We start from the raw sequence: 27,000 nt of genomic DNA, 5'->3' as shown, positions 1-27,000 counted from the left end.
TCTTCGTCTTCCCGCAGCGGCCCGCACGGGCACGCGCTGCGGCCGGCCGGTGCCGGCGAACAACGGGAGACGTGCACGTGGAAACGAAGAAGGAAGCACTGCGCCGCCACCTGCTGGCGGGCATGATCGCCGCCGCACTCGCAGCGCCTGCGGCCCACGCGGGCGGCCTTGCGGCGGTCCCCGGCATCGGCGGCAAGGACGGGCGCGCGCTGGCCGCCGAGGTCGAGGCCGCCGGCGGCAGCGACCGCATCATCGTGAAGTACCGCGAGGGCTCGCCGGCCCGACAGGATCCCGCGGCGGCCGTCGCCCGCGTGCAGGCCGCGATCGCGCGCGAGCAGGGCGTCTCCATCGCGTCCGGCGACGCCGTCCAGGCCAGCCACCTGCGCCGGCTCGGCGTGGGCGCCGACCTCATCCGCCTGTCGCGCCCGCTGGATGCGCGCCAGCTCGACGCGGTGCTGCGCGGCATCGCCGCCGACCGCGAGGTGGAGTACGCCGAGCCCGACGTCAAGCAGAAGCCCCTGGCCGAACCCGACGATCCCGACTACGCCGCGCTGCAGTGGCACTACCACGAGCCGGCGGGCGGCGTGAACCTGCCGCCGGCCTGGGCGCGCAGCAGCGGCGAGGGCATCGTGGTGGCGGTCCTCGATACCGGCATCGTCGAGCACGAGGACCTGGACACCGCGCTCGCCGACGCGAGCTGGGACTTCATCACCGACGCAGCGACCTCCGGCCGCGACGACGACTGGCGCGCGCCGGGCGCCTGGGACCTGGGCGACTGGGAACTGTTCTGGGGAATCATCCCGATCCCGAGCAGCTGGCACGGCAGCCACGTCGCCGGCACGGTCTCCGCGCGCACCGGCAACGGCCTCGGCGGCGCGGGTGTCGCGCCCGGGGCGAGGGTGCTGCCGGTGCGCGTGCTCGGCACCGGCGGCGGCTATCTCTCCGACATCGCCGACGCCATCTACTGGGCCTCCGGCGCCGGTCCGGTGGGCGGCGGCCCGGGCGGCAGCGAGATCCCGGCCAATACCGCGCACAAGGCCGACGTCATCAACCTGAGCCTGGGCGGCGGCGGTGCCTGCGGCATCTACCAGGACGCGATCGACGCCGCGCTCGCGCAGAACACGGCCGTGGTGGTGGCCGCCGGCAACGGCAACAACGACGTCGCCAACAACCGCCCGGCCAACTGCGCGGGCGTGATCGCGGTGGCCGCCAACAACCGCGACGGCATGCGCGGCTTCAGCACCACCTGGGGCACGGGGATCTCCGTCAGCGCCCCCGGTGCCGGCGTGTGGTCGACGATCAATGCGGGCGAGGAGGAACCGGTTCCCGGTGGCGACGCCTACGCGTCCTACAGCGGCACCTCGATGGCGGCGCCGCACGTCGCCGGCGTGGTCGCGCTGGTGCAGAGCGCGGTGGTGGCGGCCGGCGGCGAGAAGCTGAGCCCGGCGGAGATCAAGGACGTGCTCGAGGCCACCACCCGGCCCTACGTCTACGCACCCGACGTTCCCGTGGGCACCGGCATCGTCAACGCGGAGGCGGCCATCGCCGTCGCCCTGGGCGAGGAGGCGCCGGAGCCGCCGGAGCCGCCCGATCCCGTCGATCCGCTGCCGCTGGCCAGCGGCGAGGCGATCCCGGTGGGCGTCGAGACCGACGGCCAGGTGCTGCGCTACGTGATCGACGTCCCGGAGAACACCTACACCCTGACCATCGAGACCGGCGGCGGCACCGGCGACCTCGACCTCTACGTCCGCCAGGGCAGCGAGGTCACCCCGCTGCTCTACGACTGCCGTCCCTACGAGGACGGCAACGACGAGACCTGCGCGTTCGAGAACCCCGCGCCCGGGCCGTGGCACGTCGCGCTCTACGGCTTCACGGCCTTCGACGGCGCGACCCTCACCGCCGTCGCCGACGACACCCCGCCGCCGCCGCCGGCCACGCTCGAGAACGGCGTGCCGGTGACCGGCATCGCCATCCCGGCGGGCGAATGGGCGCGCTACCAGATCGAGGTGCCCGAGGACGCCACCACCTTCACCGCGCAGATCGGCGGCGGGACCGGCGACGGCGACCTCTACGTGCGCCACGGCGAGGAGCCGACCACCACCGCGTACGACTGCCGGCCCTACAGTGCCGGCAACAACGAGACCTGCGCGTTCGACGATCCCGACGCCGGGACCTGGTACGTGTTCGTGCGCGGCTACAGCGCGGTCTCGGGCCTCACCCTGGTGGCGACCCACGACGGCGATGTCGGTGGCGGCGTCACCCCCATCGGGAACGGCACGACGCTCCGCGACCTGTCCGGCGCGCCTGGCGAGGCGCTCGGCTTCAGCATCGAGGTGCCGGAAGGCGCCGGAAACCTTCGCGTGCTGACCGCCGGCGGCAGCGGCGACGTCTCGCTCTACCTCAGGCAGGGTGAGATGCCCACGGTCGACGAGCACGACCTCGCCTCGCGGCGCCCTGGCAACAACGAGACCGTGAGCGTGCGCGTGCCGACGGCCGGCACCTGGTACGCGCTGGTGGTCGGCGAGACGGCCTTCTCGCGGGTGACCCTGCGCGGCAGCTACGACGAGTAGCGCCGCATCGCGCCGTGGTCCGTCCAAGGGGCCACGCCGCGCACGCGACGCCCCGGCGCAGGCCGGGGCGTCGTCGTCTTCAGAGCCTGCGCAGGGTGCCGCTGGCGCGGTGGGAGACGTCGTCGGCCGAGATGTAGTTGAAGTGCAGCTCGCCTCCGTTGCCGCGCATCAGGCGCACGCGACCTGGCGGCAGGCAGGTCGAGACGCCCTCCACGACGCGCTGGGCGAACTCGGGTTCGTCCGGCACGGCGAAGGCGGCGTCCCCGGGAACCAGCTCGGCGATGCAGCCCAGCGTGCGGTAGTTGACCCGGTAGGGCGCGGCGCCGGGCCGCGCGTCCAGTTCGACCGGCCACTGCGCGTTCTCGTACTCCCGGTACAGCGTCCCGTGCCACAGGCCGTCGAGCCAGTCGGGGGAGGCGCGCGCCTGCGCTTCGAGCCGGGCCTCCTCGGCACGGTTGTCGGATGCGGCCGGCGGTGCCGGTGCGGGGTCGGCGGCGGGCGCGCAGGCGCAGAGCGCCGCCGTGGCGAACGCGAGGGCGGCGAGGCGGGGGCGGAGCAGGAGCATGCCGCCATGGAGCCCGCGCGCGGGTCGAGGCGACGTGGAGGCCGCCGCGGCGGCGCATGCGACACTTCCTGCATGCACGCACACGCAGCGATCCTGGCGCGTTTTCCGCGCGTCCGCGACAGCCTGGAGGCGCTCGCCGGGGCCGGCATCGCCGTGGCCGGCCGCGAGACGGAGTTCGCGCGTCTGGCCCTGGTCAGCGATTTCGCCATCGACACCCTGCTGCGCCAGCCGGCGCTGGCGGAGCGGCTCGACGACGCGCCCACGCCGCCGCCGGTGCTGTCGCTGGAAGCAGAAGCCGACTGGCAGCGCCTGCTGCGGCGCTGGCGGGCGGCCGAGTCCACGCGCCTGATCTGGCGCGACGTGCGCGGCCTGGACGATGTCGCGGCCACCCTCGCAGGCTGCACGCGCATCGCGGAGCAGGGCATCGCCGCGGCGCTGGATGCCACCGTCGCGCGGCTGGAGGTCCGGCATGGGCGCTTTCGCGACCGCGAGGGCGCGCCGCAGCGGCTGGTGGTGTTCGGCCTGGGCAAGCTCGGCGGCGGCGAGCTGAACTTCTCCTCCGACGTGGACCTCGTGCTGGCCTACCCGCACGGGGGCGCGACCGACGGCGCGGAGCCGCTCACCGACGACGCCTTCGCCATCCGCGCGGTGCGCGGGCTCACCCGCCTGCTCGACGAGGTGACCGCCGATGGCTTCGCGTTCCGCGTCGACCTGCGGCTGCGGCCGTTCGGCAGCGCCGGGCGGGTGGCGCTGCCGTTCGCGGCGATGGAGCAGTACTTCCAGAACGAGGGCCGCGACTGGGAACGCTATGCCTGGATCAAGGCCCGGCCGGTCGCGGGCGACCTCGGCGCCGGCGAGCGCCTGCTGGAGGCGCTGCGGCCCTTCGTCTACCGGCGCTATCTCGACTACACCGCCCTGGAGGGCCTGCGCGAGATGAAGGCGCTGATCGCCACCGAGGTGGCGCGACGCGAGCTGGCCGACGACATCAAGCGCGGGCCGGGCGGCATCCGCGAGATCGAGTTCCTCGTGCAGGCGCTGCAGCTGGTGCGCGGAGGCCGCGAGCCCGCGCTGCGCGACCGCCGGCTGCTGCCGATGCTCGCCGCGCTGGCCGAGGCGGGGTACCTGGCGCCGGACATCGCGCGCGACCTGCGCGAGGCTTACCTGTTCCTGCGGCACCTGGAGAACCGCGTGCAGATGCGCGGCGACATGCAGACCCACGAGCTGCCGCGCGAGCCCGAGGCGCAGGCGCGGCTCGCGGCCGGCATGGGCTTCGCCGACTGGGATTCGCTGCGCGCTGTCCTGGATGCGCACCGCGACCGCGTCGCCGGCGAGTTCGGCCGCCTGCTCGCGGCGCGTCGCAGGCAGGCGCCGGACGGTGCACTGCGCATCTACTGGAAGGCGCTGCCCGACGGCGGCGAGGCCGCCACGCTGGCCGCCGCCGGTTTCGCCGACGCCGCGTCGGCGGATGCGGCGCTGCGGGCATTCGCGACCTCCCCGGCGCTGCGCGGCCTGAGCGCGCGCGGGCGCAGCCGGCTGGACCACGTGCTTCCGGCCCTGTTGGAGGCCGCCGCCGCCGGCACCGCGCCCGACGCGGCGCTGCCGCGCTTGATCGCCCTGGTCGGCGCCATCGCCCGGCGCAGCAGCTATCTGGCCCTGCTGCACGAGCAGCCGGGCGCGCTCACGCGGCTGGTGGACGTCGCCACGCGCAGCGCCCTGCTGGCGGAGCGCCTGGCGGCGCACCCGCTCCTGCTCGACGAACTGCTGGACGCGCGCGCGGCCGGCCCGCTGCCGACGGTGGAGACCTTCCAGGCGGAGTGGCAGCGGCGCAGCGGGCACCTGGACCCGGCCGACACCGAGGCGCGGCTGGAGGTGCTGAACGAACTGCGGCACGGCTTCGCCTTCCGCATCGCCCTGGCGGCGCTGACCGAGCGCCAGACCGCGGTGGAGTCCTCGCACCAGCTCGCGGCGCTGGCGGAGTGCGTGGTGGGGGTGGTGCTGGCGCTGGCCGAGCGCGAGGTGGTGGAGGCGTACGGACGCCTGCCGGACGGCGGCATCGCGGTGCTTGGCTACGGCAGCTTCGGCGGGCTCGAACTCGGCTTCGGGTCCGACCTGGACCTGGTGTTCCTCTACGACGCGCCCGCCGACGCGGTCTCGGACGGTGCCCGTGGCGTGGATGCCGCCCGTTGGTACGGGCGGCTGGCGCAGAAGATCGTCGCCCTGCTCGGTACCCTCACGGCGGCCGGGCGGCTCTACGAGGTCGACGTGCGCCTGCGCCCGGACGGCGCCAAGGGCATGCTGGTCTCCTCGGTGGCGAGCTTCGCCGCCTACCAGCGCGAGCGCGCCTGGACCTGGGAGCGGCAGGCGCTGGTGCGGGCGCGCCCCGTCGCCGGCAGCGAGGCGGTGGCCGCGGCCTTCGCGCGGGTCCGCCACGAGACCCTGGCCCACCCGCGCGACCCGGACGGCCTGCGCCAGGACATCCTCGCCATGCGCGCGCGCATGCGCGCCGAGCTCGACCGTTCCCGCGCGGGACGCTTCGATCTCAAGCAGGGGGAGGGGGGCCTGGTCGATCTGGAGTTCCTGCTCCAGGCGCAGGTGCTCGAACACGCCGCGGCGCATCCGGCGGTGGCCGCACCCCAGGATTCTCCCGGCCTGATTGCGGCGCTCGCCGATGCCGGCCTGCTCGCGCAGGTGCAGGCCGCGGAACTCGCCGCGGCCCACGCCGCCCTGGTCGCCCGCGGCCTCGCCTGCACCCTGGACGCACGTCCGCGCATCGTCGAGGAGGATGCCGATCTCGCGCGCACCCGCGCCGCCATCCGCGCGGCCTGCCGATCGGCGGGGCTGGACTTCACCGCGCTGCCTGCGCGCCCGGCCCGGACGATGCCGCTGCCCGAGCGCCTCTCCGACGCCTGAGCCGCCGCCGACCGCCTGCCGGGCGCCTGGCAGGCGGTGATGCGGGTCGCATATGGTGTAAGTAATTTCTTTCATGTGTTCGAAATCGTTGACTACGCGCGTCGTCGCCGCCTAGGATCCCCGCACGTGAGGAGGGGCCGCTTGTGACGAGCGCCGAAGGCGACCGATTGCTCGAGATGCTGGCTGCGCTGGCGAACCCGCACCGCCTGCGGATCGTCGCCGCCCTGCATGCCCGCGGCCGCGTCTACGTCAGCCAGCTGGCGCGCGAGCTGGGCATCAGTCGGCCTCTCCTGCACCTCCACCTGCGCAAGCTCGAGGACGCGGGCCTGGTGAGGAGCGAGCACGCGCTGTCGCCGGACGGGAAGGCCCTCAACTACTTCGAGGCCGCGCCCTTCCACATCGCGCTGACGCCCGCCGCCATCGCCGGGGCGGTGCGGTCCCTGAGCGCGCCCGAGAAGAAACCCGACCCCTGAGGAGTCGCACCGTGGAAAACCCGCAGCTGTTCCTGTTCGTCACGATCCTCCTCCTGGCGACCGTCCTGGCGATCTTCGCGATGAAGTTCGTCGTGGCGACCCGCCAGGCCCGTCTGCGCGCGGGCGCCGAGGAGGCGTATCGCGATCTCGCCGGGCGCGCGGTCGCGGCCCAGCGGGAAAACGCCGAGGCGCTGCGCGCGCTGCAGGCCGGCGTGGCCGACCTCGATGCCCGTCTGGCACGGGTGGAGAAGGTCCTGAAGGAGGTCGAATGAACGCTCCGTGCGGCCGCGCCGAGGACCTCGCCCAGCTGCGCCGCATGCGCGCGGTCTCGATCCTCGAGGGAACGACGCTCCTGCTGCTCGTCCTCGTCGCGGTCCCGTTGAAGCACCTCGCGGGCATTCCGCAGGCGAGCGCGGTCATGGGGCCGGTCCACGGCATGGCCTTCCTTCTCTACGTCTGGATGCTGATCCAGACCGTGAGCGGGGGCGGCTGGTCGCGCGCGGAGGTCGCCCGCATGCTGGGCGCGGCGTTCATTCCCTTCGGCGCCTTCGCCAACGAGCGCGCGCTGGCGCGACGGCAGAAGGCACTGCTGGCGGCGGGGTGAGGCCGCGATGCTCTATCTCTGGCTGAAGTCCCTGCACATCGGCGCGGTGATCGTCTGGATCGGCGGGATGCTGGCGGCGACGCTTGCGCTTTCGGTCGCGGCCCGGCACGGGGCAGGCCAGGCGTCCGCGGACTGGCTTCGGGACGTCCTGCGCTGGGACCGGATCGCGACGTCGCCCGCCATGCTGCTGGCGTGGGCGCTCGGCCTGGCGCTGGCCACGCAGGGCGGCTGGTTTCCGAGCGGCTGGCTGCTGGCCAAGCTCGTGCTGGTCCTTGCCCTCTCCGCGCTGCACGGGGTGGTCTCCGGGCGCCTGCGCAGGCTCGTCCACGCAGGCGACGACGGACCGGCGTCCGCCGTCGCCCGCCACGCGCCGCCGACGGTCGTCGGCCTGGCGCTCGCGGTCGTGATCCTGGTGGCGATCAAGCCCTTCTGATCGGGACCGTCTCCACGGGTGTCGCCGTCGGGGACGGTGGATCGCCCAGCCCCAGGCGCTCGCGCACCCAGGCCGCGGCGCGCGGCAGCTCGCGCAGCGGGGCGGCGTCCAGCCCGTCCAGGCGGCCGGAGCCGCGCAGGGCGGCGAGGAAGTCCGCGTGCCGGCCCGCTGCGCGCGACGCGAAGGCCGCGTGCAGCGTCGCGTGCGTGGCCGCGGCCTCCGACAGCAGGTTCACCGAGTCCGCGCCGACGACGAGGCGATCGCAGCAGGCCAGGATGCCGGGGTAGGGATTCTCGCCGTCGTGCGCGCCGAACCACCGCAGCCCGGGCAGGGAGCCCAGGCGCGCGTGGACGGCCTGCACCGCCCAGGCCGGCGTGCGGCGGGAGCCGGTGACGAGCAGGCTCGCCCCGCTCGCGCGGGCCTCGGCGGCGAGCCCGTCGAGGAGCGCGTCCAGGTCGGCCGGCGTCCATGGCACCTGGGCGATGGGCCCGCCCAGGAGCAGGCCGGTCCGTGGCGCGGGCAGGCCCGCCAGGCGCGGGGCCCAGGTGGCGCGGGCGGCCGCCAGCCAGGCGTCGTCGATGGGGTGCAGGCTGCCGCGGACGGTGAGGACGTTCTCCCCGCGCAGGCGGTCGTGCTCGGGCACGATCAGCAGGTCCCAGTGCCGTGGCGACAGGCGCGGGTCGAGAAGCTGGATCGTGCGGGTGCCCCGGGCGCGCAGCAGGCGGGTGGCGAGCGCGGCCTGGCGGCCGCAGCCGATCGCGAGCGCCGGCGCTGCGGCCGGCCCGCCCGCCAGGGCGGGATCGAAGCACCGTGCCGCACCCGGCACCCGGCGTGGCGCCAGCCAGCGCCAGGGCGCCCGCGGCGCCAGCACCAGGTCGCGCCGCGCCGTGCCCGCAAGCGCAGCCGCCAGCGCCTCGGCCTGCCGGCGGTTGCCGGCGGCGCCGTCGGTGAGGGTCCAGAGTGCGGGGGCGGGCGCGGGCATCGCTACAGTCTAGGCGGTGTCGCTGCCGCCGGGCCCGCGGCGGCGACGCGATGCGACAAGGGACGGCGGCGAAGACGATCAGTTCCGTCCACGGCGTGACGTCGCCCTTTCGGCGGACCCTTACACTTGCCGCATCGACCGCACGGAGTCCGCCATGTCCACGTCCACGCGTCAGCCCCTCGATGCCGCCGGCCTCGACACCCTGTTCCGCACCGCCCGCACCCACAACGTGCTGCGCGGCGAGGTGTCCGAGGAGACCCTGCGTGCCCTGTACGACCTGGTGAAGTGGGGCCCCACCAGCGCCAACCAGAGCCCGGCGCGCTTCGTCTTCGTGACCTCGCAGGAGGCCAAGCAGAAGCTCGCGCCCGCCCTCTCCGAGGGCAACCGAGAGAAGACCCTGGCGGCGCCGGTCACCGTCATCGTCGGCCACGACACCCATTTCTACGACAAGCTGCCCTACCTGTTCCCGCACACCGACGCCAAGAGCTGGTTCGACGGCGATGCGCGGCTCGCCGAGGTCTCGGCCTTCCGCAACGGCACCCTGCAGGGCGCCTACCTGATCCTGGCCGCGCGCGCGCTCGGCCTCGATGCCGGCCCGATGTCCGGCTTCGACAACGCCAAGGTCGACGCGCTGTTCTTCGCCGGCACCGCGATCCGTTCCAACTTCCTGGTGAACCTGGGCCACGGCGACGACAGCAAGCTGTTCCCGCGCTCGCCGCGGCTGCCGTTCGACGAGGCCGCACGCATCGTCTGATCCCCGTACCGACCGCAAGGAGCCGCACATGAAGTTCCGTCCTGCCGCACTCGCCGCCGCGCTGGCGTTCGTCGCCGCCCCGGCCCTGGCCGAGCCCACCACCTACCAGATCGATCCGGCCCACACCGACGTGCTGGCGAGCTGGAGCCACTTCGGCTTCTCCAGGCCGACGGTGCGCTTCGGCGACGTCGAGGGCAGCGTCACCTACGACCCGCAGAACCCGGCCGCCTCGCGCGTGGAGGTCACCATCCCGCTGTCCGGCCTGCAGACCCAGAGCGCCGAGTTCAACGAGCACCTGGCCGACGCCCAGTGGTTCGACATGGCCCAGCACCCGACCGCGACCTTCAGGAGCACGTCGGTCGAGGCCGCCGGCGAGAACCGCCTCAGCGTGACCGGCGACCTCACCGTGCGCGGCGAGACCCGGCCGGTGACCCTCGACGTCACCGTCAACCGGCTGGCGGAGCACCCGATGCGCAAGAAGCCGGCGGCCGGCTTCGATGCGAGCGTCACCCTGAAGCGCTCCGATTTCGGGCTCGGCGCCTACGCGCCGGCGGTGAGCGACGAGGTCCAGATCGCGATCACCGTCGAGGCGGTGGCCGAGTAAGCCGTCCGCCTGCCGCATACTGCTGCACCCTGCGGCGCCTCCGGGCGCCGCAGTCGCATCCGAGATCTGCTGGAGCCGTGGCGCATGCCGCTGATGTTCGTCCGCCGCGCGCAGGCGCGCGGCCTCACCCGCCGCCCGGGCGTCGAGACCCGCCATGCCTTCTCCGGCGGCGACTACCACGATCCCGCCTGGACCGGTTTCGGCGTCCTGCGCGCGCTCAACGAGCTGGTGCTCGCGCCGGGTGTCGCGCTGCCCCCGCAGCGCCGCGCCAACATGGAGATCCTGAGCCTCGTGCTCGACGGCACTCTGGCGGCCGAGGGCGGGGCCCTGGGCGCGGGCGATCTGCTGCGGCTGCGCGCGGGGCACGGCCACGTTGCGCACGAGGCCAATGCGTCCGCGGAGGCGCCGCTGCGCATGCTGCAGCTCTGGCTGCAGCCGGACCGGGTCAACCTGCCGCCCGACGTGGCGACGATGCCGGCGCCCGTCGCCTCCGCGCAGGGGATGCGCACCGTGGCGGCGCGCGGCCTTGCCGATGCGCTTCCGCTGGAGAGCGCGGCCGCGGTCGCATGGGGCCGCCTCGGTGCCGGCGCGGCGCTCGACCTTCCGGTCGGCGCGGATCGTCGCGCCTGGCTCCAGGTGCTCGCGGGCGGGGCGGTCCTCGGCGGCGAGACGCTGGGGCCGGGCGATGCCGCGGCCTGGGCCGGGACGGGCGGGCGCGTGGCGGCCGGCAGGGACGGCGCCGATCTCCTTCTCGTGACGCTGCCCTGACTGCGCCGTGCGGCCGCTCGGCTACACTAGCGCGCTTGATCCGCGCCTGTCCGTGACCATGACCGAGACCTCCTCTCCGCAGCCTGCCACCCCCCGTCCGGGCGGCGTGCAGGCGAACGCCGAACGCCGCTACGAGATCACCCGGGCGGACCTGCCGCTGTCGTGCCCGCTGCCGGAGATGAGCCTGTGGAACTCGCACCCGCGGGTCTACCTGCCGATCGAGGCCGAGGGCGGCGAGGTCCTGTGCCCGTACTGCGGGGCCACCTACGTCCTGAAGCAGTGACCTGTACGCGGTGGCGCGCCGACTGACCGTCGTCCAGCTGCTGCCGGCGCTGGAGTCCGGTGGCGTCGAGCGCTCCACCCTCGAGATCGCCGCGGCCCTGGTCGCCGCGGGGCACCGCTCCATCGTGGTCTCGGCGGGCGGACGCCTGGTCGAGCCGCTGCGCGCGGCGGGCAGCGAACACGTCGCGCTCGACATCGGGCGCAAGTCGCTCCTGACCTTCCGTCGGATCCGCCCCCTGCGCAGGCTGCTGGCGGAGGCCGGCGCCGACATCGTGCATGCGCGCTCGCGGCTGCCTGCCTGGATCGGCTGGCTGGCGCTGCGCGGCTGGCGCGGCCCCGGGCGGCCGCACTTCGTCACCACCGTGCACGGGCTCAATTCGCCCTCGCGCTATTCCGCGATCATGGCCCGCGGCGAACGCGTCATCTGCGTCTCGCGCACGGTGCGCGACTACGTGCTGCGCCACTACCCCGCGACCGATCCCGCGCGGCTGGTCGTCGTGCCGCGCGGCATCGAGCCCGCGGCCTTCCCGCGCGCGGCCGCGCCGCCGCCCGGCTGGCGCGAGGCGCTCGCCGCGACGCACCCGGAGCTCGACGGCGGTCGCCTGCTGCTGATGCCCGGCCGCGGCACGCGCCTGAAGGGCCACGGCGACGCGATCGCCCTGCTCGCCGCGCTGCGCCGGCGCGGCATCGACGCGCGGTTGTGGCTGATGGGCGCGGCCGGCCGCGGGCGCGAGGGCTATCTCGACGAACTGCGCGCACTGGCGCGCGAGGCCGGCGTGGCCGACGTCCTGGCCATCGGCCCCCCGCGCGCGGACGTCGCCCAGGCCTATGCCGCCTGCGACCTCGTCCTGCAGCTCTCGCGCAAGCCGGAGGCCTTCGGCAGGACCGTCCTCGAGGCGCTGTCGGTGGGGCGGCCGGTGCTCGGCTGGGACCACGGCGGCGTCGGCGAACTGCTTGCGGGGCTCTACCCGGCGGGTGCCGTGCCGCTCGCCGACCTGGAGGCGCTGGAGGCGCGCGCGCTGGCGCTGCTGGAGAACCCGCCGCCGGCGCCGGTTACCATCCCGCACTCCCTGGCCGCGATGCAGGCCGCCACGCTGGACGTGTATGCCCGACTCGTCGACCCGCTTCCTCGCCGCTGAACGCAGCTTCCGCTGGGCCCCCTGGTGGGTGCTGGCGCTCGTCGCGCTGTGGCCGGCGCGGGGCGTGACGGCCGGCCTGCTGGTGCTCGGCGCCCTGGCCGGCTGCGTGCTGCTGGTGCGGCACCGTTTCTGGCGCGGCAGCGCCCTGCTGAGCTACGAGGCCTGGGCGCTCACCACCGTGCTGTTCCTCGGCTACTGGCTGCCGGAGGCGGTCTCGCTGATCGGCGCGGTCGATCCGCGCGAGACCCTGCAGAACGTGGTCGGGCACCTGATCTACCTGCCCGGCCTGTGGGTCGCGGCCATGGCCGTGTCGGACCGTCGCGGGCGACGCATCACCTTCACCGGCATCGCGGTCATCGCGGCGGTCTGGACCCTGGACGGCCTGGCGCAGGCGCTGACCGGCTGGAGCCTGGGCGGGCGCCTGCCGACGGAGGTCGACCGCATCAACGGCATCTTCGGGCCCGACGGCAACTTCAAGCTCGGGCTCGTCCTCGCGAGCCTCTCGCCGTTCGTCCTCACCGCGGCCGCCAGCCGCTTCGGGACCGGGGGCTGGCTCGTCGCCGCGGCGGCGCTCTTCGTCGTCATCCTGCTGGCGGGCTCGCGCGCCTCCTGGCTGAGCTACGCCCTGGTGGTGCTCGTCAACGGCTGGGTCGTGCTCGGCCTGCGCCGCGTGCTGGTCGCGCTGCTGCTGGGCGGCGTCGTGCTCGGCGGGCTCGCCTACACCTTCTCCGACCGGCTGGCCGCGCGCTTCGAGCGAACGGAGGCGGCGCTGGCGGGGGACGAGGACGGCGTCGACCATGCGCTCTCGGGACGCGTCGCGATCTGGCGGGCCGCCTGGGACATGACCCTGGCGCATCCCCTCACCGGCGTGGGCGTGCGCGGCTTCCGCTGCGCCTACCCGGAGTTCGCGGCGCCCGACGACCAGTTCCTGCGTCCGGGGGGCGGGCGCCGCTGCGGCGGCGAACCCTACGGCGCCTTCCACGCGCACCAGATCGTGCTGGAGGTGCTGAGCGAGACGGGCTTCGTCGGCCTGCTGCTGTGGCTGACCGGCGTCGCCATGGCGCTGCGTGCCTGGTGGTTCGCCGGGGCGGGGGCGCGCATGCGCGCGGCGGCGCCGGGCCTGGCGCTGCTGGCCACGGTCTTCCCGCTCAACACGCACCTGGCGTTCTATTCCACCTTCTGGGGCAGCGTGACCCTCCTGCTCACGGCCCTGTTCGCCGGGGCGCTGCTGGCACGCGACCGCACCGGCGACGCGGGGCAGAACGCCTAGCGGAGCGCCTTCGGCGGGTGCGAGGAGGCAGTCGCGCGGCCGCACTGGCCCCGTAAGGGCGCGGCCCGCGCTAGTAGAGCGGCGGCGAACCCGGCGGGCGGCGCTTGAAGCGGCGGTGGATCCACAGGTACTGGTCCGGCGCCTCGCGCACCATCGCCTCGATCGCGGCATTCACCCGCGCGGTATCGGCCTCGGCGTCGGTGCCGGGGAAGTCGGGCAGCGGCGGCGCCACCCGCAGCACGTAGCGGCCGCCCTCGCGGCGATGGAAGAAGGGCACCACCGCGCAGCCGGTGAGGCGCGCGAGCTGGTGGGTCGCGGTGATCGTCGCCGCGGGCACGCCGAAGAAGGGCGCGAAGACCGTGTCCTTCCCGCGCATGTCCTGGTCCGGCGCATACCAGAGCGCGCCGCCCGACCTGAGCAGCTTGACCACGGGGCGCAGGGCGTCCTGTGTGTACATGGCGCTCGCATAGCGCAGGCGGCCGCGCTTGACCGCCCACTCCATCACCGCGCTGTCGTGCAGGCGGTACATGCCGGCCAGTTCGAGGTGGTCGCAGAGCAGGCGGCCGCACAGCTCGAGCGTGGTGAAGTGCCCGGACACCAGCAGGATGCCGCGGCCTTCCGCCCGCAGGGCGGCCAGGTGCTCCAGTCCCTCGATGCGCAGGTCGCGGCGCATCGGCGCCACGTCGCCCCACCATGCCCGCGCGAACTCGAACGCACCGATCCCGAGCGCATCGAAGCTCGCGTCGAGCAGCCGTTCGCGCGCGGCGCTGTCGAGTTCCGGCAGGCACAGCTCCAGGTTGCGGCGCGCGGCACGGCGTCGCGAGGGCATCGCGAACTTGAGCAGCCGGCCGAGGCCACGGCCGACGGCGCGCTGGAGCGGCCACGGCAGGCGGGCCGCCGCGGCGCCGATGCCGACGCCGATCCAGCCGACCCAGTGGCGGAGCGCGAGCGGCGGCGATCCTGCGGTGTCCGGGGGCGAAGCGCTGTGCTGGGGCATCCGCGGATTGTAGGGGCTCCGTCCGTCGCCATGCGGTCTGCGGCGCGTCCTCGCGGCGGGTTCGTCCGGGGAGGACGTGGCGATCCGCTCCAGCCCCTACAATCCGCGGATGCCCGACCGACCCGGCCAGCGCCTGCTGCGCGGCTTCTACTCCCTCGCTATGTACCTGCTGGCGCCGTTGACGCTCTACCACCTGGTCTGGCGCGGCATGCGCCAGCCCGAGTACCTGCAGCGCTGGGGCGAGCGGTTCGGGCACCTGCCTTCGCGGCCGGCCGCCGGCGCGCTGTGGGTGCATGCGGTGTCGGTGGGCGAGGTCAACGCCGCGCAGCCGCTGGTCAACGCCTTCCGTGCGGCGCATCCCGGGCGGCGCCTGGTGCTGACCACGGTCACGCCCACCGGCTCGGCCCGCGCGCGCGCGCTCTGGGGCGACGCCGTCGAGCATCTGTACCTGCCCTACGACATGCCCGGCGCAGTGCGTCGCTTCCTCGACCACGTCCGGCCCGAGGTCGGCGTGATCATGGAGACGGAGATCTGGCCGAACCTGTTCTGCCAGTGCCGCGACCGCGGGATTCCGCTGCTGATCGCGAACGCGCGCCTGTCCGCGCGATCCCTGCGCGGCTACGCGCCGCTCGGGCCGCTGGTGCGGATGGCGCTCGCCGCGGTGCGGACGGTGGCCGCGCAGTCCGAGGCCGATGCCAGGCGCTACCTGCTCCTGGGCGCGCCCGAGGGCGCGGTGATCGTCACCGGCAACCTCAAGTACGAGCAGCGGCTCGATCCCGCGCTGATCCCGCAGGCGCAGGCGTGGCGGGCGCGCTGGGGTGCCGCGCGCCCGGTCTGGGTCGCGGCGAGCACGCACGAGGAGGAGACCGAAGCCGTGGTGGCGGCGCATCGCGCCGTGCGCGAACGGCATCCCGACGCCCTGCTGCTGTGGGCGCCGCGGCATCCGGAGCGTTTCGTCAGCGCCGTCGTGCTGGCGCGCGAGGCGGGGTTCCGCACGCAGTGCCGCAGCGTGGACGGGCTGCCCGGCCCCGAGACCGACTGCTTCGTCGTCGACACCCTCGGCGAACTCAATGCCTTCTATGCCGCGGCCGACGTCGCCTTCGTCGGCGGCAGCCTCCAGGCCATCGGCGGGCACAACCTGCTGGAACCGGCGGCGCTCGGGGTGCCGGCCGTGGTCGGGCCGCACACCTTCAACTTCGTCGAGGTGACCCGTGCGCTGCAGGCGGTGGACGCGGTCCGCCAGGTTCCCGATGCCGCCGGCGTGGCCGGGGCGGTCGTCGCGCTCCTCGACGATGCGCCGCTGCGCCGGCGCATGGGCGAGGCGGGGCGCGGCCTGGTGGAGGCGCAGCGGGGTGCGCTGGCGCACACCCTTGCGCTGGTTGAGGCGCTGCTGCCGCCGGCCGCAGCGCCCCCCGGCGCCTGAGGCCGCTTACGGGTCGCGCGGCAGGCGGTCGAGGCCGGTGTCCGGCGTCGCGGACTCGCGGATCGCGTCGGGATCGAGGGCGGCCTCGGCGTCGATGGTCAGCAGCCGGTTGAGCGCCTCCAGGTCCGCGAAGGAGATGGTGCCGGTCGCCTGCTTCAGGCGCAGGGTGTTCACCAGGAAGTTGTGCCGGGCCGCGGCGTACTCGCGCTGGGCCTGGAACAGGTTCTGCTGGGTGATCAGCACCTCGACGATGGTGCGGGTGCCGACCTCCAGCCCCGCCTCCGAGGCGTCGTAGGCGCTGCGCGCCGAGACCACCGCGGCGCGGCGCGCCTCGACTTCGCTGATGCCGGCGACCACCGCGTCGTAGATGCTGCGGGTCGAGCGGTTGAGGGCGCGCCGGGTCTCCTCGAGAAGGTCGAGCGAGGCATCGCGCTGGTAGGTCGCCTGGCGCACGCCGGCACGGATCGCGCCGCCGGAGAAGATCGGGACCTGGAGGGCGATGCCCACCGAGCCGCTGCGCCTGTCCGAGGTGGTGAGACGCTCGAAGTCGCTGGTGGTCTGGGTTCCCCACTGGGCGGACTTGCCGTAGTTCGCGGTCGCCGTCAGGCGCGGAAGGTGCGCGGCGCGCGCGGTGTCGATGTCGTGCTCGGCGGCCTGCGCGGCGAGCTCCGCCGCCCTCAGGCTGGGGTTGTTGGCCATCGCCCGATCGATCCAGGCGTTCACGTCCTCCGGCATCGGGGCGGTGGGGACGTAGTCGGGGTCCAGGCCGCGGAGGTTGGTGGCGGGCTCGCCGGTGATCTCGGTCAAGGCCTCGTTGGCGTCGTTGAGGGCGGTCTGCGCGAGGATGGCGTTGGCGCGCGCGCTGTCGTAGGCGGCGCGGGCCTCGTGGACGTCGGTGATCGGCGCGAGCCCGACCTCGAGGCGGGTCTCGGCCTGCTCGAGCTGGCGGCGCACCGCCTGTTCCTGGGCCCGCGCCGAGGCCAGGGTCTCGATCGCCGTCAGCACGTTGAAGTAGGCCTCGGCCGTGCGCACGAACAGCGCATCGGCGGCGGCGCGGTACTCGAAGTCCGCCTGCTCGCCCCGGGTGCGCGCGGCGCGCAGCCGGGTCCAGTTGGCGTGGTCGTAGATCGACTGCTGGAGCGTCAGGCCATACTGGCGGTCAGTGGTATCGGATTCGCTGCGGGCATTGCCGTAGACGACGTTGCCTTCCTCGTCGATGATCGGGTTCAGGCCGTCCGTGGTGCTTTCGGAGCGCGTCAGCGAGGCGTTGCCGGAGATCTGCGGCAACAGGTTCGAGCGCGCCAGCGGCACGTTCTCCTGCGTCGCCAGTCGCGTGGCGTCGGCGCGCGAGAGCTGCGGGTCGCCGAGGCGCGCGGCTTCGTACGCCTGCAGCAGGTCGGTGGCGCCCGCGGTCGAGGCGAGGCCGAGGCCGAGGGCCACGGCGAGGGAGAGCGTGCGGAACGGGGTCATCGACGGTCCTTCGGAAGAGCCGCGGCCGGCGGCCGCGGTGGGTCAGAGAGTGAAGGTGGGAACCGGCGCGGCGCCGCGCAGGTAGGGAAGGTCGGTCTCGAACAGGCTCTCGCGCTGGCTGCCGGACGCGGTGCGGACGATGCGCAGCGCCTCCATGGCGGGCGAGCGCCCCTCGACGACGAAGAGGCGGCCGCCCGGGCGCAGCCACTCGACGAAGTGGGCGGGCACGGTCGCCACGGCGCCGGTCACGCAGACGGCGTCGAACTGCCGGCCGGGCGCGTAGGCCAGGGCATCGGCCACGGCCAGGTCGACGTTGCCGCAGCCCGCGGCGGCCAGGCGGCCGCGGGCGGCCTCGACGTAGTCGGCGCGGATGTCGATGCTGGTCACCGCGCGGGCGAGGCGGGACAGGCAGGCGGTCAGGTAGCCCGTGCCGGTGCCGATCTCGAGGACCTCGTCGCCGGCTTCCAGGTCCAGCGCCTGCAGCGTGCGGCCCTCGACGACGGGCTTCATCATGGTCTCGCCGTCGCCGAGCGGCAGGCCGACGTCGGCGAAGGCCAGGTTGCGCTGCGCCGCCGGCACGAAATCCTCGCGGCGGACGCTCGCCAGCGCCTCGAGGACGCGCGGATCCAGCACCTCCCAGGGGCGGATCTGCTGCTCGATCATGGCGAAGCGGGCGTGGTCGAAGTCGAGGCTCATGATGGTGTCCTGGAGGAAGGGCGGAGGGCGCCGTGGCGCGCGTGGCGCGCAAGTTTATCAGCGCCCTCGCGGGCTTCCTGCTGTGTGAAGCATCGCCAGCCGCTTCCCGGAGGCCGCAGTGCCGGAAGTCACCGGGATGAAGGGCACGGCGACCCGCCCGGATTGCAACGCGCGCGCCCGCGGCTTCCGTCGCGGGCCCGCCTCCTGGAGGCGACCTGCCGACACGGACATCTGCGTGCGGCGTGCGTCGCTCCATGCGGGCGGCCCTGTCCGACGCCTCCTGGGCTGGCGCCGCTGGTCCATGGCGCCGCGTCTTCGCAAGCCATTGATCCGCAATGCGCTTAAGCGGGGAGACAGGTTCGGGGGAACGTTCCGCGAGGGACAGGGTCCATCTCCACGGCGGCTGGGTGGGTGGCCCGGTCGCCACTTGATCGCGGCCGGGCCGTTCGACGGATCTCCCCTCCCCCCGAGAACGGCCCGGTCCGCGGTTTTTACTTGAGGTCAGAAGAGTGGACTGCAGCCGCCGAATCGCTTCGGCGGCTTTTTTGTGCGTGTGGGGAACCCGCGGGCGTGCTTCAATGCCCTCTGAAGCGGGGGTGCCCGCCGGCGTCGTCCGGCAGGGCTGAGAGAGTCCCTTCGAACCTGATCCGGCTCGTACCGGTGTAGGGAGCTTCGCCCGGGGCCGCGCGTGCGGTGCCGGGCGCCGCCGCTTCGTCCGCCTCCACCAGGACGAACGCCATGAACGCCCAGTTGCAGCCTCTGCTCGACGAGACCCGGAAGCTCTCCGAGTCGGTCACCCGCCCGATCCCGGGCTCCCGCAAGATCCACGTCGCCGGTTCCCGCGCGGACCTGCGCGTTCCGATGCGCGAGATCGCGCTCGCCGACACGCCGCGGATCGGCCTGCCGCCCGAGCCGAACGCGCCGTTCACCGTCTACGACACCTCCGGCCCGTACACGGATCCGGACCGGACCATCGACCTCGCCGTCGGCTTGCCGCCGTTGCGCGCGGCCTGGATCGCGGAGCGCGGCGACAGCGAGCCCCTCGGCGGCCTGAGCTCGGACTTCGGGCGCGCCCGCGAGGCCGACGCCCGGCTGGACGCGGTGCGCTTCCCGGCACGCCGCGCGCCGCGTCGCGCCCTCGCGGGCGCCAACGTCACCCAGATGCACTACGCCCGGCGCGGCATCGTCACGCCGGAGATGGAGTTCGTCGCCATCCGCGAGAATCAGCGCATCGAAGCGATCCGCGAAGCGCATCTGCTGCGGCGGCATCCGGGCGAGTCGTTCGGCGCGGCCATCCCGCAGCGCATCACGCCGGAGTTCGTGCGCGACGAGGTCGCCCGTGGCCGCGCCATCATCCCGGCCAACATCAACCATCCCGAGCTCGAGCCGATGATCATCGGCCGCAACTTCCTGACCAAGGTCAACGCCAACATCGGCAATTCCGCGGTGTCGTCGGGGATCGCCGAGGAGGTGGAGAAGCTGGTGTGGTCGCTGCGCTGGGGCGCCGACACGGTGATGGACCTGTCCACAGGCAAGCACATCCACGAGACCCGCGAGTGGATCGTGCGCAACTCGCCCGCGCCGATCGGCACCGTGCCGATCTACCAGGCGCTGGAGAAGGTCAACGGCCAGGCCGAGGCGCTGACCTGGGAGATCTTCCGCGACACGCTGATCGAGCAGGCCGAGCAGGGCGTGGACTACTTCACCATCCACGCCGGCGTGCTGCTGCGCTACGTGCCGCTCACGGCGAAGCGCGTCACCGGCATCGTCAGCCGCGGCGGCTCGATCATGGCCAAGTGGTGCCTGGCGCACCACAGGGAGAACTTCCTCTACACGCACTTCGAGGAGATCTGCGAGATCATGAAGGCCTACGACGTGGCCTTCTCGCTGGGCGACGGCCTGCGCCCGGGCTCCATCGCCGACGCCAACGACGCCGCGCAGTTCGGCGAGCTGGAGACGCTCGGCGAGCTGACGAAGATCGCGTGGAAGCACGACGTGCAGACCATGATCGAGGGGCCCGGCCATGTGCCGATGCAACTGATCAAGGAGAACATGGACAAGCAGCTGCGCGAGTGCGGCGAGGCGCCGTTCTACACGCTCGGGCCGCTGACCACCGACATCGCGCCCGGCTACGACCACATCACCAGCGCCATCGGCGCGGCCATGATCGGCTGGTTCGGCACCGCCATGCTCTGCTACGTCACGCCGAAGGAGCACCTCGGCCTCCCCAATCGCGAGGACGTGCGCGAGGGTCTGATGGCCTACCGCATCGCCGCGCATGCCGCGGATCTCGCCAAGGGGCATCCCGCCGCGCAGGCGCGCGACAACGCACTGTCGAAGGCGCGCTTCGAGTTCCGCTGGGAAGACCAGTTCAACCTGGGGCTCGATCCGGAGCGGGCGCGCGACTACCACGACGAGACCATGCCCAAGGAGGCGCACAAGTCGGCGCACTTCTGTTCGATGTGCGGGCCGCACTTCTGCTCGATGAAGATCACCCAGGACGTGCGCGAGTACGCCGACGCGCAGGGCGTCGCGCCCGACGACGCCCTGGAGCGGGGCATGGCGGAGAAGGCGGCGGAGTTCAAGGCCGCCGGCTCGCAGCTCTACCGGGTGGACTGAGCGGGACGGGCGGGCGTTGCGTCGTGCAGGCCCGCCCTCTCTCGCGGTCGTGCAGGCGGGCGGAGGGTTCGCGCGGCTCGGTCGCCGCTTCGCCTTCCGGGGTGCCCGCAGTGGATGCGGGAGCGACGAACGGACGGGCGCTGCCGCCGCCGCGCGCGGGTCAGGCGACGGTGGTGGCGACCAGGTCCTCCGCCTGCTCGCGCCAGCGCGGCAGGCGGTCGAGCGCGCCGATCCGGGCGAGCCAGGCTTCGTCCACGGGAGCGTCGGCGATGAGCGCGGTGGCGACGTGGACCGCACCGGTCACCCAGAAGCTGCGCTCGCCGCTGCGGGCCGGGGTGCGATGGAAGGCGACCGCCTCGACGATGGGCATGGGCAGGCCCCAGAGGCCGAGCAGGTAGGCGCCGGCGGAGACGTGGTCGGGCGCGGTGGGATCGGCCGGGGCCGGGTCGCGCGCATCGCGCACGTCCGCCAGCAGCAGGCCGATGTCCGCGAGCAGGGCGGCGGTGGTGCCCAGCTCGGCGCTCGATGCGGGGAGCAGCTTTCCGGCGAGGCGGGAGGCGAGCAGGCCGCGGCGCTGTACCGCCTCGATGTCGACGTGCTTCGGCCAGGCGGAGGAGAACACCTCGCTCGCCAGGACCACGTCGCGCAGATGGCGCAGGCCCAGCCGGGTCACGGCCGCGCGCAGGTCGGTGGTCGGCCGGCCGGTCGAGAAGTAGGCGGAGTTGCAGAGCTGCAGCACCTTCGCGGCCATGGCGGCGTCGCTCATCACCATCTGCGCGATCTGCGGCATGCCGACGCTGTCGTCCTCCAGCGCCCGGCTCAGCGCGAAGTACAGGCGCGGCGGCGAGGGCAGGCGCTCGATGCGGCCCACCCGCTCCTGGAGCGAGGGGTCGTTCAGCAGCTCCCGCAGCTCGGTGGCGCTGTAGAGCGCGTCGAGCAGCCCTTCCACCGGGAGCGTCGCCGGCAGGAAGCGGTGGGCCTCGTTGATGACGCGCGGGGAGGGCGGCGCGTCGCCGTCGAGCAGCACCACGCGGATCGCGTCCGGGCGCAGCGTGCGGATCTGGCCGAGCAGGTCCGCGGCACCGAGACCGGGCGTGGTCCCGACCACCACCATGCCGTAGGTCCGCTCGGAGACGGCCTGGATGGCGGTCGCCGCATCGGAGGCCGCGGCGATGTGCCAGGGCTCCCCCATGTCGGACACCAGTGCGCTCAATTCCTCGGAGTAGCGCGTCGCGCTTCCGGCCAGCAGAACATCCACGGCCCCGTACCTCACCCTCGCAGTGCAACCGCGGGATGGTACGCGACTGCCGCCCGCCCTGTCCGGTCCGAGGCCGGAGTCGTGTGTGGGCCGTCACGGTTGCGGCAGCGGCAGGGGCCATATCCGCTCCCATACTTGATCGTATGGAATTGCACGCGGGGTCAGTCGCGCATCCCGGCCACCTGGCAGGGCGGGTCGAGCGCCGCGATCACCGCCCGGGTGGCGGCGGCGGTGTCGATCGCGGTGCCGGGGCCGGCGAGGTCCGCCGTCAGCGCGCCGGCGTCGAGTGCCCGGGCCATGGCCTGCTCGATGCAGGCCGCCTCGTCCTCCAGCCCCAGCGAATGCCGCAGCAGCAGCGCGGCGGAGGCGATCGCAGCGAAGGGGTTGGCGACGCCGCGGCCGGCGATGTCGGGCGCCGACCCGTGGATGGGCTCGTACAGGCCGACGCGGCCATCGCCCAGCGATGCGGAGGGCAGAAGACCGAGGGAGCCGGCCAGCATCGACGCCTCGTCGGTGAGGATGTCGCCGAACATGTTCTCGGTGACGATCACGTCGTACTCGCGCGGCCGCGCGATGAGATGCATCGCCATGGCGTCGACCAGCTGGTGCTCCAGACGCACGTCGGGGAACTCCTCGCGCATCACCCGGGTCGCGGTCTCGCGCCACAGCCGCGAGGTCTCCAGCACGTTGGCCTTGTCGACCGAGACCAGGTAGCCGCGGCGCTCGCGCGCCAGCGCGCCGGCGCGTCGCACGATGCGTTCGATCTCCTCCACGCTGTAGGTGCACAGGTCGCTGGCGTGGGTGGCGCTGCGTTCGCGCGCGCCGAAGTAGATGCCGCCGGTGAGTTCGCGCACCACAAGCAGGTCCACGCCGGCCAGCAGGTGCGGCTTGATCGGCGAGGCGCCCAGGGCCGCCGGGTGCGGGCGCACCGGGCGCAGGTTGGCGTAGAGGCCCAGTCCCTGGCGCAGGGCCAGGAGCCCCTGTTCGGGGCGCGCGCGCGCACCGGGATCGGACCACTTCGGGCCGCCGACGGCGCCCAGCAGGACGGCGTCGGCGGCCCGGCAGGCGGCAAGCGTTTCGGCCGGGAGCGGCTCGCCGGTGGCGTCGATGGCGGCGCCGCCGACGAGATGCTCGCTGACCTCGATGCGGTAGCCGTGGCGCTCGGCGCCGGCGCGGAGCACGGCGACCGCGGCGGCGGTCACTTCCGGACCGATGCCGTCGCCCGGCAGGACGGCGATGTGGTGGGTGCGGGATGCGGACATGGCGGTTCTCCTCAGGCGTGCAGGGCTTCGTGGCGCGCGATGGCATCGGCCTGCGCGAGCAGGTAGCCGAGCTCGTCGACGCCCCGCATCAGGCAGGTGCGCGCGAAGGCGTCGAGCGGGAGCGCGTGCTCCACGCCTGCGGGCGTGCGCAGCACGCGGCGGTCGATGTCGATCTCGAGCACATCGTCGGGGCGGGTCATCAGGTCCTGCACGACGGGCTCGTCGAGCACCACCGGGACGAGGCCGTTCTTCAGCGCGTTGCTGCGGAAGATGTCGGCGATCTCGCTGGAGACCACGGCGCGCACGCCGAGGTCGCGCAGCGCCCAGGGCGCGTGCTCGCGCGACGAACCGCAGCCGAAGTTGCGGCCCGCGAGCAGGATGGCGCGGCCGGCGTTGCGCGCCTGGTTGAACGGGAACGCCGGGTTCGGTGCGCCGTCGTCGAGCCAGCGCCAGTCGTTGAAGGCGTGCCGTCCCAGGCCCGCCCGTTCGGTCGTGGACAGGAAGCGCGCCGGGATGATCTGGTCGGTGTCGATGTTCTCCTGCGGCAGCACGACGGCGGCGGAGGCGAGGGTGGCGAAGGCGTGCATCAGGCGGCCTCCGTCAGGGCATCGAGCGTGCGCGGGTCGGCGACCGCGCCGGCGACCGCGCAGGCCGCCGCGGTGCGCGGGGAGGCGAGCATGGTGCGCGCGCCCTGGCCCTGGCGACCCTCGAAGTTGCGGTTGCTGGTGCTCACCGCGAGCTGGCCCGGGGCGACGAGGTCGCCGTTCATGGCGATGCACATGGAGCAGCCGGGCTCGCGCCACTCGGCGCCGGCGGCGCGCACCACCGCGTCGATGCCTTCGGCCTCGGCGGCGCGCTTGACCGCCTCGGAGCCCGGCACGACGAGCATGCGCACCCGCGGATGCACGCGTCGGCCCTCCAGCACGCGCGCGACCTCGCGCAGGTCGGTCAGGCGCCCGTTGGTGCAGGAACCCACGAAGACGACGTCCACCGGCATCCCCGCGAGCGGCTCGCCCGGTCGGACCCGCATGTAGTCCATGCCCTTGCGCGCCGAGGCGTCCGCGGGGGCGGGCACCGGTGCGTCCACGGCCAGCGCCGTGCCCGGATGGGTGCCCCAGGTCAGGGTCGGGCGGATGTCGGCGGCATCGACGACCACCTCGCGGTCGAAGCGGGCGCCCGGCTCGGTGGCCAGCGCCGCCCAGCGCGCCTTCGCCGCCTCGAAGGCCGCGCCCTTCGGTGCGCGCGGGGCGTGCGCGAGCCAGGCGAAGGTGACCTCGTCGGGCGCGACCATGCCGGCGCGCGCGCCGGCCTCGATGGACATGTTGCACACGGTCATGCGCCCTTCCATGTCGAGCGCGCGGATCGCGCTGCCGCGGTACTCGATGACGTGCCCGGTGCCGCCGTTGACGCCGATGACGCCGATGACGTGGAGGACGAGGTCCTTGGCCGTGACGCCCGGCCCCAGTTCGCCCTCGACGGTCACCGACATGGTCTTCGGGCGGCGCTGCAGCAGGCACTGGGTGGCGAGGACGTGGCCGACCTCGCTGGTGCCGATGCCGAAGGCCAGCGCGCCGAAGGCGCCGTGCGTGGAGGTGTGGCTGTCGCCGCAGACGATGGTCATCCCCGGCTGGGTGAGGCCGAGCTCGGGCGCGACCACGTGGACGATGCCGCGTTCGGCCGAACCCAGGTCGAACAGCTCGATCCCGTGTCGCGCGCAGTTGGCGCGCAGCCGCTCGACCTGCGCCTCCGAGGCCGCCGAGGCGTAGGGCAGGCGCCCGTCGGGTCCCGGGGGCAGGGTCGGGGTGGAGTGGTCGAGCGTCGCCTTGGTGCGGTCCGGCCGCCGCGGCGCGAGCCCGCGCGCATCCAGCTCCGCGAAGGCCTGCGGCGAGGTCACCTCGTGGATCAGGTGCAGGTCGATGTAGAGCACCGCCGGTGCGTCGTCGGTTTCGGGCGCCACGACGTGGGCGTCCCAGAGTTTGTCGAAGAGGGTTCTTGGCATGGTTTGAGTGGTGAGGCGGGAAGGGGGAAGAGGGAGTCGGGAGTGGGCCTGGGGCCTGGGGCTTGGGGCTTAGGGCTTAGGGCTTAGGGCTTAGGGCTTAGGGCTTAGGGCTTAGGGCTTAGGGCGTGGGCGTGGGGCTGGCTACTTGGGCTTGTTTTCGAGCCCTGTGCCCCGAGCCCCGTGCCCATTCTTGCCCTGCGCCCTGCGCCCTGCGCCCTGCGCCCGCCCCAGGCCCAGTCCCGCCTCAACACGCCACGGCTGGAGCGGGGCGTGCGGGGCCAGGGCGCGTGCCGGGTCCCGATTCCCGGTTCCCCATTCCCGCTCCACCCTCCTTCCTCGCCACCCGGTTCGCGACGTCCAGCCAGGCCAGGGCGCTGGCTTCGATGATGTCGCGGCTGGTGCCGGTGCCGGTGTACTCGACGCCCTCGTGGGCGACGCTGAGGCTGGCTTCGCCGCGGGCGTCGGCGCCGATGCCGATGCTGTGCACCTGGTAGCTCTCCAGCGTCAGCGCGATGCCGGTGGCGCGGGCCATGGCGGCGAACAGGGCGGCGACGGGGCCGTCGCCCTCGGCGGTCTCGGTGACCACGCCGCCGAGCGGGTCGGAAAGCACCACCTGCGCGTGGGCGCGGCGGCGGCCGTCGGCGACGCTCAGCGCGGCGATGCGCCAGCCGGCGCCGGCCGCATCCTCGCCCTCGACCAGACGCTGCAGGTCGGCGTCCTCGACCAGGCGCTGGGTCTCGCAGAGCGCCTTGAAGCGCGCGAACACGTCGTTCAGCGCGTCGTCCTCCAGCACGTAGCCGAGGGCGCGCAGGCGGTCGGCGACGGCGGCACGGCCGCTGTGGCGCCCGAGCACCATCCGCGTGGCCGGCCAGCCCACGTCCTCCGGGCGCATGATCTCGTAGGTGCCGCGGTGCCTCAGCATGCCGTGCTGGTGGATGCCGGCCTCGTGCGCGAAGGCGTTGGCGCCGACGATGGCCTTGTTGCGCTGCACGCCCATGCCGGTCAGGCGCGTGAGCAGGCGCGAGGTCGCCAGCAGACGCCCGGTCCGGATGCCGGTGCCGACGCCGTACCAGGCCGCACGCGTGCGCAGGGCCATCGCCAGCTCCTCCAGGGCGCAGTTGCCGGCGCGTTCGCCGATGCCGTTGACCGCCACCTCCACCTGCCGCGCGCCGCCCTCGATGGCGGCCAGGGAGTTGGCGACCGCGAGGCCGAGGTCGTTGTGGCAGTGCGCGCTGAACACCACCCGCTCCGCCCCGGCGACGCGCGCGCGCAGGCGCTCGAACAGCCCGCGCATCTCGCCCGGTGTGGCGACGCCCACGGTGTCGGGCACGTTGATGGTGCCCGCGCCGGCGGCGATGGCGGCGGAGAAGATCTCGACCAGGAAGTCCTCCTCGGTGCGCAGCGCGTCCTCGGCGGAGAACTCGACGTCGTCCACCAGGCCGCGCGCGCGCTCCACGCCGCGCACCGCGCGCTCGAGCACCTGCTCCCGGCTCAGCTGCAGCTTGTGCTCGCGGTGGAGCGGACTGGTGGAGATGAAGACGTGGATGCGTGGCCGCGCGGCGTGCTCGAGCGCGCGTGCGGCGGCGTCGATGTCGCCGTCGCTGCAGCGGGCGAGGCTGCACAGCGTGGTCTCGCGCAGATCCTGGGCGATGGCGCGGCAGGCCTCCATGTCGGCCAGCGAGCTGGCGGCGAAGCCGGTCTCGATGACGTCCACGCCGAGCTCGGCGAGCGCGCGGGCGAACACCCGCTTCTGCGCCGGCGTCATGCTGCAGCCCGGCGACTGCTCGCCGTCGCGCAGGGTGGTGTCGAAGACGCGTACCTGGTCCGAGGGGTCGGATGCGGTCATGCGGTGCACTCCTCTGAAGGAAAGCCCGGGCGGGCGGCGTGTGCCGCAGGGCAGGGAAGGCGCGGCATCGGCCGCG

24 protein-coding genes and 1 riboswitch are annotated in these 27,000 nt (G+C 73.9%); of the genes, 14 read left to right on the top strand and 10 right to left on the bottom strand.

What is annotated here, in order from left to right; genetic code table 11:
- Positions 1 to 77: 77 nt before the first annotated feature.
- Positions 78 to 2,570 carry a S8 family serine peptidase gene (locus ACFO3Q_RS00645; protein WP_377002592.1) on the top strand — a complete coding sequence of 831 codons (2,493 nt, stop codon included), beginning with the start codon at positions 78 to 80 and terminating at the stop codon, positions 2,568 to 2,570.
- Positions 2,571 to 2,649: 79 nt separating this feature from the next.
- Here the strand turns inward: ACFO3Q_RS00645 and ACFO3Q_RS00640 are convergent, their stop codons facing one another.
- The gene (locus ACFO3Q_RS00640) at positions 2,650 to 3,135 is read right to left on the bottom strand and encodes a hypothetical protein (protein ID WP_377002591.1); all 486 of its coding nucleotides are present in this window, start codon (positions 3,133 to 3,135) and stop codon (positions 2,650 to 2,652) included.
- Between the two features lie 72 nt (positions 3,136 to 3,207).
- Here ACFO3Q_RS00640 and glnE point away from each other — a divergent pair, with 72 nt between their 5' ends.
- From glnE to ACFO3Q_RS00615, 5 genes are all read left to right on the top strand, one after another.
- Complete coding sequence (glnE, locus tag ACFO3Q_RS00635; protein WP_377002590.1) at positions 3,208 to 6,045, top strand: bifunctional [glutamate--ammonia ligase]-adenylyl-L-tyrosine phosphorylase/[glutamate--ammonia-ligase] adenylyltransferase; 2,838 nt, start codon at positions 3,208 to 3,210, stop codon at positions 6,043 to 6,045.
- Positions 6,046 to 6,188: 143 nt separating this feature from the next.
- Positions 6,189 to 6,518 (top strand): ArsR/SmtB family transcription factor, encoded by a 330-nt coding sequence (locus tag ACFO3Q_RS00630; protein ID WP_377002589.1) that lies wholly within the window; start codon positions 6,189 to 6,191, stop codon positions 6,516 to 6,518.
- A gap of 11 nt (positions 6,519 to 6,529) precedes the next feature.
- A complete protein-coding gene (locus ACFO3Q_RS00625; RefSeq protein WP_377002588.1) occupies positions 6,530 to 6,790 on the top strand; it encodes a hypothetical protein in 261 nt (86 codons plus the stop codon).
- Positions 6,787 to 7,122 carry a DUF3817 domain-containing protein gene (locus ACFO3Q_RS00620; RefSeq protein ID WP_377002586.1) on the top strand — a complete coding sequence of 112 codons (336 nt, stop codon included), beginning with the start codon at positions 6,787 to 6,789 and terminating at the stop codon, positions 7,120 to 7,122. Before ACFO3Q_RS00625 ends, ACFO3Q_RS00620 begins: the two co-directional genes overlap by 4 nt.
- A gap of 7 nt (positions 7,123 to 7,129) precedes the next feature.
- Positions 7,130 to 7,555 (top strand): CopD family protein, encoded by a 426-nt coding sequence (locus ACFO3Q_RS00615; RefSeq protein ID WP_377002585.1) that lies wholly within the window; start codon positions 7,130 to 7,132, stop codon positions 7,553 to 7,555.
- Here the strand turns inward: ACFO3Q_RS00615 and ACFO3Q_RS00610 are convergent.
- Positions 7,542 to 8,537, bottom strand: coding sequence for a mitochondrial fission ELM1 family protein (locus ACFO3Q_RS00610; RefSeq protein ID WP_377002584.1), 996 nt, complete (start codon positions 8,535 to 8,537; stop codon positions 7,542 to 7,544). The two genes, ACFO3Q_RS00615 and ACFO3Q_RS00610, sit on opposite strands and share 14 nt — an antisense overlap.
- 154 nt (positions 8,538 to 8,691) lie before the next feature.
- Between ACFO3Q_RS00610 and ACFO3Q_RS00605 the strand changes: the two genes are divergently transcribed.
- The 6 genes from ACFO3Q_RS00605 to ACFO3Q_RS00580 all read left to right on the top strand — a co-directional run bounded on the left by ACFO3Q_RS00605 (position 8,692) and on the right by ACFO3Q_RS00580 (position 13,354).
- On the top strand, positions 8,692 to 9,291 hold the full coding sequence (locus ACFO3Q_RS00605) for a malonic semialdehyde reductase (RefSeq protein WP_377002583.1): 600 nt from the start codon (positions 8,692 to 8,694) through the stop codon (positions 9,289 to 9,291).
- Between the two features lie 28 nt (positions 9,292 to 9,319).
- Positions 9,320 to 9,895, top strand: coding sequence for a YceI family protein (locus ACFO3Q_RS00600; RefSeq protein WP_377002582.1), 576 nt, complete (start codon positions 9,320 to 9,322; stop codon positions 9,893 to 9,895).
- A gap of 84 nt (positions 9,896 to 9,979) precedes the next feature.
- Positions 9,980 to 10,663 (top strand): pirin family protein, encoded by a 684-nt coding sequence (locus tag ACFO3Q_RS00595; RefSeq protein ID WP_377002581.1) that lies wholly within the window; start codon positions 9,980 to 9,982, stop codon positions 10,661 to 10,663.
- Positions 10,664 to 10,721: 58 nt separating this feature from the next.
- Entirely contained in the window at positions 10,722 to 10,946 is a 225-nt protein-coding gene (locus tag ACFO3Q_RS00590; RefSeq protein WP_377002580.1) for a zinc-finger domain-containing protein, read from the top strand.
- Between the two features lie 10 nt (positions 10,947 to 10,956).
- Positions 10,957 to 12,084 (top strand): glycosyltransferase, encoded by a 1,128-nt coding sequence (locus ACFO3Q_RS00585; RefSeq protein ID WP_377002579.1) that lies wholly within the window; start codon positions 10,957 to 10,959, stop codon positions 12,082 to 12,084.
- Entirely contained in the window at positions 12,050 to 13,354 is a 1,305-nt protein-coding gene (locus ACFO3Q_RS00580) for an O-antigen ligase family protein (protein WP_377002578.1), read from the top strand. Before ACFO3Q_RS00585 ends, ACFO3Q_RS00580 begins: the two co-directional genes overlap by 35 nt.
- Before the next feature lie 70 nt (positions 13,355 to 13,424).
- On the opposite strand, the gene lpxL is transcribed toward ACFO3Q_RS00580, so the two are convergent.
- Positions 13,425 to 14,351: an LpxL/LpxP family Kdo(2)-lipid IV(A) lauroyl/palmitoleoyl acyltransferase gene (gene lpxL, locus ACFO3Q_RS00575; protein WP_377002577.1), complete on the bottom strand. Its 927-nt coding sequence runs from the start codon at positions 14,349 to 14,351 to the stop codon at positions 13,425 to 13,427.
- 109 nt (positions 14,352 to 14,460) lie between these two features.
- Between lpxL and waaA the strand changes: the two genes are divergently transcribed.
- Positions 14,461 to 15,774, top strand: coding sequence for a lipid IV(A) 3-deoxy-D-manno-octulosonic acid transferase (waaA, locus tag ACFO3Q_RS00570; RefSeq protein WP_377002576.1), 1,314 nt, complete (start codon positions 14,461 to 14,463; stop codon positions 15,772 to 15,774).
- A 6-nt stretch (positions 15,775 to 15,780) separates the two neighbouring features.
- On the opposite strand, the gene ACFO3Q_RS00565 is transcribed toward waaA, so the two are convergent.
- Together ACFO3Q_RS00565 and ACFO3Q_RS00560 are read right to left on the bottom strand one after the other, a co-directional pair.
- Positions 15,781 to 17,244 (bottom strand): TolC family outer membrane protein, encoded by a 1,464-nt coding sequence (locus ACFO3Q_RS00565; RefSeq protein ID WP_377002575.1) that lies wholly within the window; start codon positions 17,242 to 17,244, stop codon positions 15,781 to 15,783.
- 42 nt (positions 17,245 to 17,286) lie between these two features.
- Positions 17,287 to 17,940: a protein-L-isoaspartate O-methyltransferase family protein gene (locus tag ACFO3Q_RS00560; protein ID WP_377002574.1), complete on the bottom strand. Its 654-nt coding sequence runs from the start codon at positions 17,938 to 17,940 to the stop codon at positions 17,287 to 17,289.
- A 582-nt stretch (positions 17,941 to 18,522) separates the two neighbouring features.
- Positions 18,523 to 18,626: riboswitch (TPP riboswitch) on the top strand.
- 52 nt (positions 18,627 to 18,678) lie between these two features.
- On the opposite strand from ACFO3Q_RS00560, the gene thiC reads away from it, so the two are divergent.
- Positions 18,679 to 20,559 (top strand): phosphomethylpyrimidine synthase ThiC, encoded by a 1,881-nt coding sequence (gene thiC / locus ACFO3Q_RS00555; protein WP_377002573.1) that lies wholly within the window; start codon positions 18,679 to 18,681, stop codon positions 20,557 to 20,559.
- A 160-nt stretch (positions 20,560 to 20,719) separates the two neighbouring features.
- On the opposite strand, the gene ACFO3Q_RS00550 is transcribed toward thiC, so the two are convergent.
- The 5 genes from ACFO3Q_RS00550 to ACFO3Q_RS00530 form a co-directional block, all read right to left on the bottom strand.
- A complete protein-coding gene (locus tag ACFO3Q_RS00550; protein ID WP_377002572.1) occupies positions 20,720 to 21,817 on the bottom strand; it encodes an HDOD domain-containing protein in 1,098 nt (365 codons plus the stop codon).
- Between the two features lie 161 nt (positions 21,818 to 21,978).
- The gene (leuB, locus tag ACFO3Q_RS00545) at positions 21,979 to 23,079 is read right to left on the bottom strand and encodes a 3-isopropylmalate dehydrogenase (RefSeq protein ID WP_377002571.1); all 1,101 of its coding nucleotides are present in this window, start codon (positions 23,077 to 23,079) and stop codon (positions 21,979 to 21,981) included.
- An 11-nt stretch (positions 23,080 to 23,090) separates the two neighbouring features.
- A complete protein-coding gene (leuD, locus tag ACFO3Q_RS00540) occupies positions 23,091 to 23,666 on the bottom strand; it encodes a 3-isopropylmalate dehydratase small subunit (protein ID WP_377002570.1) in 576 nt (191 codons plus the stop codon).
- Entirely contained in the window at positions 23,666 to 25,078 is a 1,413-nt protein-coding gene (leuC, locus tag ACFO3Q_RS00535) for a 3-isopropylmalate dehydratase large subunit (RefSeq protein WP_377002569.1), read from the bottom strand. Before leuC ends, leuD begins: the two co-directional genes overlap by 1 nt.
- Positions 25,079 to 25,322: 244 nt before the next feature.
- Complete coding sequence (locus ACFO3Q_RS00530; RefSeq protein WP_377002568.1) at positions 25,323 to 26,924, bottom strand: 2-isopropylmalate synthase; 1,602 nt, start codon at positions 26,922 to 26,924, stop codon at positions 25,323 to 25,325.
- Positions 26,925 to 27,000 lie beyond the last annotated feature (76 nt).

This window comes from Coralloluteibacterium thermophilum (assembly GCF_042654365.1).
In the GTDB taxonomy this organism is placed as follows: Bacteria; Pseudomonadota; Gammaproteobacteria; order Xanthomonadales; family Xanthomonadaceae; genus Coralloluteibacterium; species Coralloluteibacterium thermophilum.
This window is presented reverse-complemented; position numbering and strand designations above follow the sequence as displayed.

Coding starts and splice junctions, on each gene's coding strand:
- ACFO3Q_RS00640 (WP_377002591.1), bottom strand. CDS start 3,135: ATGCTCCTGCTCCGCCCCCGCCTCGCCGCCCTCGCGTTCGCCACGGCG.
- glnE (WP_377002590.1), top strand. CDS start 3,208: ATGCACGCACACGCAGCGATCCTGGCGCGTTTTCCGCGCGTCCGCGAC.
- ACFO3Q_RS00620 (WP_377002586.1), top strand. CDS start 6,787: ATGAACGCTCCGTGCGGCCGCGCCGAGGACCTCGCCCAGCTGCGCCGC.
- ACFO3Q_RS00615 (WP_377002585.1), top strand. CDS start 7,130: ATGCTCTATCTCTGGCTGAAGTCCCTGCACATCGGCGCGGTGATCGTC.
- ACFO3Q_RS00610 (WP_377002584.1), bottom strand. CDS start 8,537: ATGCCCGCGCCCGCCCCCGCACTCTGGACCCTCACCGACGGCGCCGCC.
- ACFO3Q_RS00605 (WP_377002583.1), top strand. CDS start 8,692: ATGTCCACGTCCACGCGTCAGCCCCTCGATGCCGCCGGCCTCGACACC.
- ACFO3Q_RS00600 (WP_377002582.1), top strand. CDS start 9,320: ATGAAGTTCCGTCCTGCCGCACTCGCCGCCGCGCTGGCGTTCGTCGCC.
- ACFO3Q_RS00595 (WP_377002581.1), top strand. CDS start 9,980: ATGCCGCTGATGTTCGTCCGCCGCGCGCAGGCGCGCGGCCTCACCCGC.
- ACFO3Q_RS00590 (WP_377002580.1), top strand. CDS start 10,722: ATGACCGAGACCTCCTCTCCGCAGCCTGCCACCCCCCGTCCGGGCGGC.
- ACFO3Q_RS00580 (WP_377002578.1), top strand. CDS start 12,050: ATGCCCGACTCGTCGACCCGCTTCCTCGCCGCTGAACGCAGCTTCCGC.
- lpxL (WP_377002577.1), bottom strand. CDS start 14,351: ATGCCCCAGCACAGCGCTTCGCCCCCGGACACCGCAGGATCGCCGCCG.
- waaA (WP_377002576.1), top strand. CDS start 14,461: ATGCCCGACCGACCCGGCCAGCGCCTGCTGCGCGGCTTCTACTCCCTC.
- ACFO3Q_RS00565 (WP_377002575.1), bottom strand. CDS start 17,244: ATGACCCCGTTCCGCACGCTCTCCCTCGCCGTGGCCCTCGGCCTCGGC.
- ACFO3Q_RS00560 (WP_377002574.1), bottom strand. CDS start 17,940: ATGAGCCTCGACTTCGACCACGCCCGCTTCGCCATGATCGAGCAGCAG.
- thiC (WP_377002573.1), top strand. CDS start 18,679: ATGAACGCCCAGTTGCAGCCTCTGCTCGACGAGACCCGGAAGCTCTCC.
- leuB (WP_377002571.1), bottom strand. CDS start 23,079: ATGTCCGCATCCCGCACCCACCACATCGCCGTCCTGCCGGGCGACGGC.
- leuD (WP_377002570.1), bottom strand. CDS start 23,666: ATGCACGCCTTCGCCACCCTCGCCTCCGCCGCCGTCGTGCTGCCGCAG.
- leuC (WP_377002569.1), bottom strand. CDS start 25,078: ATGCCAAGAACCCTCTTCGACAAACTCTGGGACGCCCACGTCGTGGCG.
- ACFO3Q_RS00530 (WP_377002568.1), bottom strand. CDS start 26,924: ATGACCGCATCCGACCCCTCGGACCAGGTACGCGTCTTCGACACCACC.